General features: G+C 68.1%; 10 protein-coding genes. 6 read left to right on the forward strand and 4 right to left on the reverse strand.

The window, feature by feature from the left end:
* The first annotated feature begins 1 nt into the window (after window position 1).
* Window positions 2–2,338, forward strand: coding sequence for a phosphomannomutase/phosphoglucomutase (locus tag LK996_RS09140; RefSeq protein ID WP_230526786.1), 2,337 nt, complete (start codon window positions 2–4; stop codon window positions 2,336–2,338).
* Between the two features lie 36 nt (window positions 2,339–2,374).
* Here the strand turns inward: LK996_RS09140 and LK996_RS09145 are convergent, their stop codons facing one another.
* Complete coding sequence (locus tag LK996_RS09145) at window positions 2,375–3,118, reverse strand: hypothetical protein (RefSeq protein WP_230526787.1); 744 nt, start codon at window positions 3,116–3,118, stop codon at window positions 2,375–2,377.
* 45 nt (window positions 3,119–3,163) lie between these two features.
* On the reverse strand, window positions 3,164–3,823 hold the full coding sequence (gene pyrE, locus LK996_RS09150) for an orotate phosphoribosyltransferase (protein ID WP_230526788.1): 660 nt from the start codon (window positions 3,821–3,823) through the stop codon (window positions 3,164–3,166).
* A gap of 115 nt (window positions 3,824–3,938) precedes the next feature.
* Here pyrE and LK996_RS09155 point away from each other — a divergent pair, with 115 nt between their 5' ends.
* Genes LK996_RS09155 through LK996_RS09165 form a run of 3 tightly spaced genes read left to right on the forward strand, consistent with a single transcriptional unit; the run spans window position 3,939 to window position 6,425 of the window.
* Window positions 3,939–4,712 carry an exodeoxyribonuclease III gene (locus tag LK996_RS09155; protein ID WP_230526789.1) on the forward strand — a complete coding sequence of 258 codons (774 nt, stop codon included), beginning with the start codon at window positions 3,939–3,941 and terminating at the stop codon, window positions 4,710–4,712.
* Window positions 4,709–6,079, forward strand: coding sequence for an AmpG family muropeptide MFS transporter (locus LK996_RS09160; RefSeq protein ID WP_230526790.1), 1,371 nt, complete (start codon window positions 4,709–4,711; stop codon window positions 6,077–6,079). The genes LK996_RS09155 and LK996_RS09160 overlap by 4 nt, the downstream gene beginning before the upstream one ends.
* A gap of 40 nt (window positions 6,080–6,119) precedes the next feature.
* Complete coding sequence (locus LK996_RS09165; protein WP_230526791.1) at window positions 6,120–6,425, forward strand: hypothetical protein; 306 nt, start codon at window positions 6,120–6,122, stop codon at window positions 6,423–6,425.
* A gap of 39 nt (window positions 6,426–6,464) precedes the next feature.
* On the opposite strand, the gene LK996_RS09170 is transcribed toward LK996_RS09165, so the two are convergent.
* Together LK996_RS09170 and LK996_RS09175 are read right to left on the reverse strand one after the other, a co-directional pair.
* On the reverse strand, window positions 6,465–7,580 hold the full coding sequence (locus tag LK996_RS09170; protein ID WP_230526891.1) for an anhydro-N-acetylmuramic acid kinase: 1,116 nt from the start codon (window positions 7,578–7,580) through the stop codon (window positions 6,465–6,467).
* 26 nt (window positions 7,581–7,606) lie between these two features.
* Window positions 7,607–9,019: a peptidoglycan DD-metalloendopeptidase family protein gene (locus LK996_RS09175; protein ID WP_230526792.1), complete on the reverse strand. Its 1,413-nt coding sequence runs from the start codon at window positions 9,017–9,019 to the stop codon at window positions 7,607–7,609.
* A 184-nt stretch (window positions 9,020–9,203) separates the two neighbouring features.
* Between LK996_RS09175 and tyrS the strand changes: the two genes are divergently transcribed.
* Both tyrS and LK996_RS09185 read left to right on the forward strand, forming a co-directional pair.
* Complete coding sequence (gene tyrS, locus LK996_RS09180; protein WP_230526793.1) at window positions 9,204–10,415, forward strand: tyrosine--tRNA ligase; 1,212 nt, start codon at window positions 9,204–9,206, stop codon at window positions 10,413–10,415.
* 25 nt (window positions 10,416–10,440) lie between these two features.
* The gene (locus LK996_RS09185) at window positions 10,441–10,908 is read left to right on the forward strand and encodes an MgtC/SapB family protein (protein ID WP_230526794.1); all 468 of its coding nucleotides are present in this window, start codon (window positions 10,441–10,443) and stop codon (window positions 10,906–10,908) included.
* The last annotated feature ends 249 nt before the right edge of the window (window positions 10,909–11,157 follow it).

An 11,157-nucleotide genomic window follows, 5' to 3' on the forward strand; every position in this document is an offset into this window, starting at 1 on the left:
AATGACGGAACACGAGACCGCCGCGCCGAAGGCCGGCAAGTTCGGTGGCGCGGGTGCGCTGAAGCCGGCGATGCCGGTCATCGCCGTGGTGTGCGCGCTGCTGGCGTTGTGGCTTGCATGGAGCGGCTGGGTGCAGTTCCAGGCCGAGCGGCGCGAGGCGGCGCTGAAGAACGTGCGCGACCAGATCGCCACGCAGGTCGCCGATGCGGTGGGCAAGGAAGTCGCCCAACTCGATGCCCGCCTGAAGTCCGCACCGGTGCAGGCTGCGCTCGCGCAGGGCGACCTCGCGGCCGCGGGCGCTGCGATCAAGCAGGGCTGGGCCGGCGCGCAGGACGCGCAGATCCTCGTCGAAGGCCTCGATCCGCAGTACGCCGCGCTCGCGCAGGGCGGCTTCGGCAAGGTGGGCCTCGCCGAATCGGCGGTGTCGGAGAACAAGGCCGTCGCCGCGATCGTGAAGGACGCGGGCGGCGCGCGCCTGGCGATCGCCGCGCCGGCGCACAACGGACCGGTGCGCGTGGGCGTGGCCTACGTGCGCCTGCCGCTGGAGCGCGCGACGGCCGCGGTGCAGGGCGGCGACGTGTCCGACGACAGTTATCTCGCGCTGCGCCAGGGCAGCTTCAGCGTCGTCGAGCGCGGCGACGCCGAACTCGCGACCGGCGCCGAAGTGCTCGCGGTGCCGGTGAAGGGCACGCAGTGGCGCCTGGCCGCGGGCCTTCCCGATGCGGGCAAGGCGCCGTTCGGGCTCGGTGCGATTCCCTGCTGGGCCGCGGCCGCGGTGCTGTTCCTGCTCGGCTTCGGTGCGTGGCGCGCCTCGCGCGGCCCGCGCGTCGTGGTCGAAGCGGCGCACGCCGACGCGCCGACGCTCGCGCAGAGCGTGCAGACGCACGCTGTCGCAGCGCCCGTCGCCGAAGCGCCGAAGGTGCGCCCGGTTACCGAACCGGCCGCGCCCGCCGGCAACGTGCTCATCGACAAGAGCATCTTCCGCGCGTACGACATCCGCGGCGTGGTCGGCAAGACGCTCGACAAGGGCGTGGCCGACCTGATCGGCCAGTCGATCGGTTCGCTGATGGCGGAAAAGGGATTGCAGGACATCGTGGTCGGCCGCGATGGCCGGCTGTCGGGGCCCGACATGGTCGAAGGCCTCGTCGCGGGCCTGCGCAAGGCGGGACGCAACGTCGTCGACATCGGCATGGCGGCGACGCCCGTCGTGTATTTCGCGGCCTACCAGCTGCGCACCGGCTGCGCGATCGCGGTGACCGGCAGCCACAACCCGCCGGACTACAACGGCTTCAAGATCGTCGTCGGCGGCGAAACGCTTGCGGGCAAGGCGATCGAGGACCTGTACGCGCGCATCGCCGAAGACCGCCTGTACGAAGCGCACGCGCAGGGCAACCTGCAGCAACGCGACGTGTCGCAGGACTACATCGATCGCATCGCCTCCGACGTGCAGCTCGATCGCAGGCTGAAGGTCGTCGTCGACGCGGGCAACGGCGTCGCCGGTGCGATCGCGCCGCAGGTGCTCACCGCGATCGGCGCGGACGTCACGCCGCTCTATTGCGAAGTCGACGGCACGTTCCCGAACCACCACCCGGATCCGAGCGAACCGCACAACCTCGAAAGCCTCATCCAGATGGTCAAGCGCCTGGATGCGGACATCGGTGTCGCATTCGACGGCGACGGCGACCGCCTCGGCGTGGTCACGAAGGACGGCAACAACATCTTCCCCGATCGCCTGCTGATGCTGTTCGCCGCCGACGTGCTCGAACGCAACCCGGGCGCGGTCATCGTCTACGACGTGAAGTGCACCGGCCGCCTGCCGGGCCAGATCCTGCGCCACGGCGGCAGCCCGCTGATGTGGAAGACCGGCCATTCGCTGATCAAGGCCAAGATGCGCGAGACCGAAGCCGAACTCGCGGGCGAGATGAGCGGCCACTTCTTCTTCAAGGAACGCTGGTACGGCTTCGACGACGGCATCTATGCCGCCGCGCGCCTGCTGGAAATCCTCGCGGCGCGCCCGCAGACGCCGAGCGAAGTGCTCGACGCGCTGCCCGACGGCGTGTCGACGCCGGAGATCAAGGTGCCTGCGCCGGATGACGATCCGCACGCCTTCGTCGACGCGTTCAAGGCGCGCGCGAAGTTCGAAGGCGGGCGCCTGTCGACGATCGACGGCTTGCGCGTCGACTGGCCGGATGGCTGGGGCCTGGTGCGTGCGTCGAACACGACGCCGGTGCTCGTGCTGCGTTTCGACGGCGACAGTCGCGACGCGCTGACGCGCATCCAGGGCGCGTTCCGCGAGCAGCTGCTCGCGTTGCGCCCCGATCTCAAGTTGCCGTTCTGACGACGCGGCCGGGTCTCCGGCCGCGCGGTTTCGCGATCAGCCGCCGTTCTGCGGCGGCGTCGCGCCGGATGCGGCGTTCTCCGCCGCGCGCTGCCGGCCCGCACCCTTGATCTCGCGATAGCGCGTGAGCACCGTGGCGAGTTCCTCGTCGAGGCTCGCGCGCTGCACGCGCTGCTGCGCGAAGATGCGTTCGCGGCGGCGCAGTTCGGCGTGCTGCCTGTTGATGTTGTCGCGCGAGACCGGGGTGATCGGCTTGCCCGCGAGTTCGTTCTCACCCGCCTGGCGCAGCAGCGCCACCAGGCTCTGGCGCAAGCCGATGACGCCGAGCTCGGAAGCCTTCAGCGATTCGTCGATCAGGTCGATGCGTTCCTGGAACGAGTCGCGCAGGTCGGCTTCGGTCGCGTAGGACTCGGCCATCGCCATCTCGCGGCGGAATCGCGCTTCGTCGGCTTCCGCGCGGATGCGCGCTTCGGCGGCGGCCATTTCGGCGGCGACGCGTTCTTCCGGCGTCAGCGCGGCGGCGATCTCCGCCGTGTGGCGGCCGCTCTTCGTGCTGAATTCGGTGCGCCTGGCGCCCGCGGCTTCGGCGGGCAATGCGTCGCCGCACACCTTCTTGCCGTTCTCTTCCCAGCAGTACAACTTCTTCTTCTGCTGCGCGCCGGCGTCGGTGGCGGCGAGCGCCAGCAACAGCGTGGGCGCGAGCAGCGCGAATCGGATCGGCGCGGATTTGATCAGCGTGGATTTGATCAGCGTGGATTTCATCATCTTGTCGGCAGACATCGTCGCAGCCCCTGTCCTGCGTTGCGTCCCGGATCGTCGTTCGCCTTACGGCGCGACCGTGGTGCCGTAGCGCGCGCGGTAGGCGAGCAGGGCATCGCGATGGTCCACAAGGTCCGCGCTTTCGCCCGCAAACGCAAGCAGGTCACCGAGGGTGGCGACCGCCACCACGGGGAGCGCGTGTTCGGCCGAGACCGCCTGCGCGGCGGATTGCGCGTGCGCTTCGGTGGCGCGTTCCTGGCGATCGAGCGCGATCACGATGCCGGCGGGAATGCCGCCCGTTTCGCGGATGATCCCGAGCGCTTCGCGGATCGCGGTGCCCGCGGTGATCACGTCATCGATGATCAGCACGCGCTTGCCGGCGAGCGATGCGCCGATCAGCGTGCCACCTTCGCCATGCGCCTTGGCTTCCTTCCGGTTGAAGGCGAGGGGCAAGTCGCGGCCCCGACGCGCGTATTCGCACGCCAGCGCAGTCGCGAGGGGAATGCCCTTGTAGGCCGGTCCGAACAACACGTCGAACTCGACCCCCGCCTCGTCGATGGCATCGGCGTAGCAGGCCGCAAGTTCGGCGAGCGCCGCGCCCGAGTCGAAGCGGCCGGCGTTGAAGAAGTACGGGCTCTCCCGCCCGGACTTGAGCGTGAAGGCGCCGAAGCGCAGGGCCTGCGCGCGCAGGGCCAGGGTGAGGAATCGGGCGCGGTGGTCGGTCACGGGCATCGTGCGAGGGAATCGGTCGCGGAATGATACGGCCGAGCCGGGCCGGGGTCCGGAATCCACGGCAGATCGGCTAGGCTTGGCGGCGGATTCGAACCACGGGCCACACGATTTGCGCATCGTCAGCTTCAATGCCAACGGCGTCCGCTCCGCGGCCGGCAAGGGCTTCTTCGACTGGTTCGTGGCCCAGGACGCCGACGTGCTGTGCCTGCAGGAAACCAAGGCGCAGGAGCACCAGGTGTCCGGGCCCGAGTTCCTGCCGAAGGGCTATCGCGCCTGGTTCAAGGATGCGACGACGAAGAAGGGCTACAGCGGCGTGGCGATCTACGCGCGACGCGAGCCCGATGAAGTGCGTTCGGGCCTCGGCTGGGCGCCGTTCGACGACGAGGGCCGTTACATCGAGGCGCGCTTCGGGAACCTCAGCGTCGTGTCGTTCTACATCCCGTCGGGCTCGTCGGGCGAAACGCGCCAGGGCTTCAAGTTCCAGGTGATGGATTGGCTCGCGCCGATCCTCCACCACTGGCTGCACAGCGGCCGCGACTACGTGTTGTGCGGCGACTGGAACATCGTGCGCAGCGAACTCGACATCACCAACTGGAAGTCGAACCAGAAGAATTCCGGCTGCCTGCCGGGCGAACGCGATTGGCTCAACGGCCTGTGCGCGGGCGACGAGGGTTGGGTCGACGCGTACCGCGCGCTCAATGCCGAAGGCCGCGATTACACGTGGTGGAGCAACCGCGGCGCCGCGCGCGCCAACAACGTGGGGTGGCGCATCGACTATCAGTTCGTGACGCCGTCGCTGCGCGATCGCCTGCGCGGATGTTCGATCCATCCGACGCCGCGCTTCTCCGACCACGCGCCCTTCGTCGTGGATTACGCGTTGTGACCAAGGCGACATGGCGCACGGTCGTGCGCAACCTGCGCGACCCGAAGGTCGCCGCGATGTTGATGCTGGGGTTCAGCGGCGGCATTCCGCTTTACCTCGTCGGCAACACGCTCGGTTTCTGGATGCGCGAGAACGCGATCGACCTGTCGACGATCGGCTTCATGTCGTGGGTCGGACTCGCGTTCTCGCTGAAGTTCCTGTGGGCGCCGGTGATCGATCGCGTAGACGCGCCGGTGTTCGGGCGATGGCTGGGGCGGCGGCGCGGATGGATGTTGTTGTCGCAGATCGTGGTCTCGGCCGGGCTCGTGGCCATGGCGTTCGTGCAGCCGGGCGAGGGGAGGTTGATGCTCGGCGGCGTCGAGCTCGACCAATTGCTGGTGTTCGGCGCCTCCGCGCTGGTGGTGGCGTTCGCTTCCGCGACGCAGGACATCGTCATCGATGCATGGCGCATCGAGATCGCGGACAGCCAGGAGCAGCAGGGCCTGCTCGTGTCGACGTACACGCTGGGTTATCGCGCGGCGCTGCTGGTCACCGATGCGCTGATCCTGATCCTTGCCGCATCGATCGGCTGGTCGATGTCGTACGACGTGATGGCCGCGCTGATGCTGGTCGGCGTGCTGGCCACGGTGGTGCTGGCGCGCGAACCGGCGGCGAGCGCGACGCCCGAAGTGCGCGAGCATGCGAAGTTGTTCACCCCGCAGGGGATGTTCGACGCGGTGGTCGGCCCGTTCGTCGCGTTCTTCCGCGACCACGGCAAGCTGGCGTTGCTGATGCTGGCGGCGATCAGCCTGTATCGCCTGCCCGACTTCCTGCTCGGGCCGATGGCCAATCCGTTCTATTCGGACCTCGGCATCGCGAAGGAAACCGTCGGCAGCGTGCGCGGCACGATCGGGCTGGTGGCGACCGTCGCGGGCGTCGCGGCCGCGGGGTTGAGCGCGGTGCGGTTCGGCTTCGTGCCGACCCTCGTCGCGGGCGCGATCCTGGGCCCGGGGTCGAACCTCGGTTTCGCCTACCTCGCGCTCCATGGCGGCGATCCCGGCGTGTTCAGCGCGGTCATGGCGATCGACAACTTCTGCAACGGGTTCGCCGGGGTGGCCCTGATCGGCTACATGTCGAGCCTGACCAACATCGGCTATACCGCAACGCAATATGCCTTGCTCAGCTCGTTCTACGCCTTGCCGGGCAAGGTGCTGAAGGGCCTGTCGGGGTGGTCGGTCGAGCAATTGGAGGCCGGGGGGCGCACCCTGCTCGAGGCGTATTCGCTGTTCTTCCTCGGCACCGCCCTGGTCGGACTGCCCGCCGTGCTGCTCTGTGCGTGGCTGGTTGTCCGCAAGCCTGTTCCCAAGCCGTCTATCGCTGTACCTTGATTCCACGTTTCCGCCTTGGGCGCCCGCGCCGGAGGACGACATGACGGACCTGGTGTTGCGCGACATCGACCCGGACATCGCCGAACGCATCAAGCGTCTGGCGGACAGCCGCGGCTGGACCATGCACGTGACGTTGGAAACGCTCCTGCACAACGGGCTGCAGTCCTGCGAGAGCGGCTTGCACGTGCACTTCAACGATCGCGAGTCGGATGCGCTGGCGAAGGCGATCGTCGAAATGGAGAAGGTCGCGAACGACGGCGGCTACGGATTGATCGGACAGGTGCAGCACACGCCGGAAGCGCCGGCGCCGGCGCACGTCCTGGATCGGTGGAAGGAAGACCTCTGAAGCCTGCGATCGCGGCGCCCTGACGCGCAGGCGTCGGGATCAGTTGCGCGGATACAGCACGCCGAGCACGCGGGGTCCCTTCGCGCCGGTCACCGCCGGCAGGTTGCCCGGGCGACCGGCGATGGCTTCGCGCGCGAGCCACGCGAACGCCATCGCTTCGACGAAATCGGGATCGAGCCCATGCGCCGAGGTCGACTCGACGTGCACGCCCGGCAGGCGCTGCGCGATACGCGCGAGCAGCACGGGGTTGTGGACGCCGCCGCCGCAGGCGAGGACGCGCGTCGTGTCCGGCTGGTGCGCGCGCAATGCGTCGGCGACGGTGCGCGCGGTGAGGTCGAGCAGCGTGGCCTGCACGTCTTCGGGTCTTTCGTCGCCGCGCAGGTGCGTGGCGACCCAGTCGAGATGGAATTGTTCGCGCCCGCTGCTCTTCGGCGGCGGGAGCGAGAACCACGGATCGTCGGCGAGGCGCGCGAGCAGTGCTTCGTCGATGCGGCCGCTCGCGGCGAAGGCACCGTGCGCGTCAAAGGGCGTGCCGTGGTGGCGTTCGCACCACGCGTCCATCAGCGCGTTCGCGGGGCCGGTGTCGAAGCCGCGCACGGCGCCGTGGGCCGGGAGCAGCGTGAAGTTCGCGATGCCGCCGAGGTTGAGGACCGCGCGCGATTCGTTCGCGTCGTGCAGCAATGCGGCGTGGAAGGCGGGCACGAGCGGCGCGCCCTGGCCGCCGGCGGCGACATCGCGCCGGCGGAAATCGGCGACGACGTCGATGCCCGTGCGTTCGGCGATGACGTTGCCGTCGCCGATCTGCCAGGTGAAAGGATGCGCGGCCGCGGGACGATGGCGGATCGTCTGGCCGTGCGAACCGATCGCGCGCACGTCGCGCGGATCGATGCGCGCGGAGGCGATCAGCTGCGACGCGGCTTGGGCGAAGGCTTCGGCGACCTGCACATCGAGCGCGCCGAGTTCATCGAGCGACTTCGCATCGCCCCCCTGGCCGAGCGCGACCAGGCGTGTGCGCAGCGCGGGCTCCCAGCGGAACGTATCGCCCCTGACCAGCGCGCAGCGGGCGCCTTCGAAGCGCACGAGCGCGGCGTCGATGCCGTCGGCGCTCGTGCCGGAAATCAGGCCGAGGTAGAGGCCGTCGTGCAGCGGCCCCAAATCGTCGCGGTCGTCCACCGCGAGCGTCAGGCTTTCTTGTTCTTGACGGGCTTGGGCTGGGCGTCTGCGTAGATCACGCGTTCGACGCTCTGGATGCGCTTGAGCGCATTCGCCGTCTGCGCGCGGAACTGCGCGAGCGCGGTGCCACCCAGCGGCACCGGCGGCGGCATCGTCACCTGCAGCGGATTGCGATGCACGCCGTTGACGCGGAACTCGTAATGCAGGTGCGGGCCGCTGGCCAGGCCGGTCATGCCGACGTAGCCGATCACCTTGCCCTGCGGGATGCGCTGGCCGGCCTTGATGCTGCCGAAGCGCGACATGTGGCCGTACAACGTCGTGTAACCGCGGCCGTGGTCGAGGATGACCGCACGGCCGTAGCCGCCCTTCCAGCCGACGAACTGCACGCGCGCGTCGCCCGCGGCCATGATCGGCGTGCCGGTCGACGCACCGTAGTCGACGCCCTTGTGCTGGCGCACGATGCCGAGCACGGGGTGTCGGCGCGAGCCGAACTTCGAAGTCAGCCGTGCATACGGGATCGGCATGCGGATGAAGGACTTCTTCAGCGGACGGCCTTCGGCGGTGAAGTACTCCGCCTTGCCCGCGTGCTCGAAACGGAAGCCGGAATGCAGCTTGCCGCCGACGGTGAACGTGGCCGCCTGCACCGGACCGGTGCGGATCAGCTCGCCGTCGCGCCAGACCTGTTCGACCACCACGCTGAAGCGATCGCTCGAGGCGACGTCTTCGTTGAAGTCGATGTCGTACTTGAAGATGTCGTCGGTGAGCGAGTTGATCGCGCCGCCGGACAGGCCGAGCTTGCGCGCCGAGTGGAACAGCGACTTGCCGACGGTGCCGCTGATGACGACGGTGCGCGACTCGGTCGGACGCTCGATGACCTTCTCGGAGACCTTGTCGCCGTCGAAGTGGTATTCGACCCGATGGGTTTCGTCGCGGTCGTAGCGGAACGCGCGCAGCCCGGCGCCGATCGGCATGTCGAACGCGAGCTCGGTGCCCGGCTTCATGCGCGTCAGCGCCTGCTTCGCACCCGGCTGCTCGAGCAGCTTGTGCATCGTCGAAGCGGGGATGTCGAGGTCGGAGAAAAGCGAACCGAGGGTTTGGCCGCGTTCGACGTGGACGATCTGCCAGCTGTCGCCGGTTTCGCCGCGCAGCTTGGCGATCGGCAGCGGCGGCAACGCCAGCGCGAGGGTGGTCTGGGCCTGGGTCGGCGCGACGCCCTCATGGCGCGAATCGGCGAAACCGGGGACGATGGCGCCGACGAGCGCGGCCAGGGTGGCGAACAGGCTGGCATGGGCCCATTGGCGACGGGTCCAGCGGCCGCTGAAGCCGGCGGGCAGGCGCGCCGCCACGTGACGATGCAGCGCGGCCTCGCGCAGGATGTCGAGCCGCGCGCGGCGTGCCTTGTCGATGCCGGATTTACCCATGGTGCCGTCCCCCGAAAAAATCGGTTACCGCGCCGTGACCGGCGCGTAACGGCGCTACCATAGACATCGCAAAAACCCGCGTCAAACCCTTGAGCGGGATGGATTTTTCGCTTTAACCCCGCTTTAACGCTACTTTCACGGAACCGGTCACGGAACCGGCCTTCCCCTTATCGGATTCAGTTTCGTGTCGATCCAAGCTGCCCTCGACCTCATCGGCCGCGGTGCCGACGAAATCCTCAAGCGCGACGAACTCGAGGCTCGCCTCAAGCTCGGCCGCCCGCTTCGCGTCAAGGCCGGGTTCGACCCGACCGCGCCCGACCTGCACCTGGGCCACACGGTCCTGCTCAACAAGATGCGGCAGTTCCAGGACCTCGGACACCAGGTGATCTTCCTGATCGGCGACTTCACCGGGATGATCGGCGACCCGACCGGCAAGAATGTCACCCGCAAGCCGCTCACCCGCGACGACGTCGAAGCGAACGCGCGCACGTATGCCGACCAGGTGTTCAAGGTGCTCGACCGCGAGCGCACCGAGCTGCGCTTCAACAGCGAGTGGTTCGGTGCGATGGGCGCGGCCGACATGATCAAGCTCGCCGCGCAGCACACCGTCGCGCGCATGCTCGAACGCGACGACTTCGCGAAGCGTTACGCGGCGCAACAGTCGATCGCGATCCACGAATTCCTGTATCCGCTCGTGCAGGGTTACGACTCCGTCGCTTTGAAGAGCGACGTCGAACTCGGTGGCACCGACCAGAAGTTCAACCTGCTCATGGGCCGCGGGCTGCAGGAACACTTCGGCCAGCCGCCGCAGATCGTGCTGACGATGCCGTTGCTCGAAGGCCTCGACGGCGTGCAGAAGATGAGCAAGTCGCTCGGCAACTACATCGGCATCGATGAGCCGGCGATCGACATGGTCACGAAGACGATGAAGATCGGCGACGACCTCATGTGGCGCTGGATCGAATTGCTGAGTTTCGACATCGGGCCGGCGGAAGCGGTGAAGCTCAACGCCGATGTCGCGTCCGGCGCGCTCAATCCGCGCGACGTGAAGCTGCGGCTCGCGCGCGAACTCGCGGCGCGATTCCACGGCGATGCGGCAGCGGAAACGGCGATCGCGGGCTGGAATGCGGCGGTGCGCGGCGAAGGCGACATCGCGACGCTGCCGCTGGAGGACGTCGCCGTGCCGGTTGAAGGGCTGCGCATCGCGGCGCTGCTGGTCGCGGCGGGCCTGGCGCCGAGCAATTCGGAAGCCAACCGCAAGCTCAAGGAGCGTTCGGTGCGCGTCGACGGCCAGGTGTTCGAAGATCCGGCACGCGTGTTCGCACCGGGTTTCGAAGGGGTCCTGGCGATCGGCAAGCGCAACTTCGCGCGCGTGAGGCTGATCACCACGTCGTGAGGCGCGCTGCGGCAGCCTTCGGCGCATGACCGGAGACTGGCACCCGCAATGGATCCTGCTGCTCGGCACCATGTACGCGATGGTGCTGGGCGGCGCGATCGGATTCGAGCGCGAGATGAAGGACCGGCCGGCGGGATTCCGCACGCACATGCTGGTGTCGGGTGCAGCGTCGCTGCTGGTTGGATTGGGGCCATTGATCCTGGCCGATCCCGCGTTCGCGGGTCGCGCATCGTTCCTGCGGCTCGATCCGATCCGCCTCGTCGAAGCGACGATCACCGGCGTCGCCTTCATCGGCGCCGGAACGATCTTCAGTCATCGTTCGAAGGAGCACGTCGCAGGCATCACGACGGCCGCTTCGCTGTTGATGGTTGCGGTGATCGGCATCGTGGTCGCGCTGCGTTATTACCTTCTGGCCCTATTGGTGAGCGCGATGACGTTGCTCGTGCTCCTCGGCCTCACGTGGGTCGAGAAAAAATTTCGACGAAACGATTGAACGATTCCTGCGAACGTGCATAATGCGCGGCCCGCTTGGAGCGGAGCGAAAAAGAGCCTTTTTTCGCGGCGATTCGAAACTCTGAATCGCGCTTCGCTCCCGAAGATTTTTTCTTCACCAGGTGTTGACGTTCTTCGGAACGCCTGTATGATGTGCGGCTCCCTCGGGCACTTCGGTGCGACGGGGAAAGGGACAAGGCGCTGAGGCCGGTTCCGCAGATCTTTGACAGTGTGCGCAGGTGACTTGTGC

Source organism: Noviluteimonas lactosilytica, assembly GCF_020866925.1.
In the GTDB taxonomy this organism is placed as follows: Bacteria; Pseudomonadota; Gammaproteobacteria; order Xanthomonadales; family Xanthomonadaceae; genus Noviluteimonas; species Noviluteimonas lactosilytica.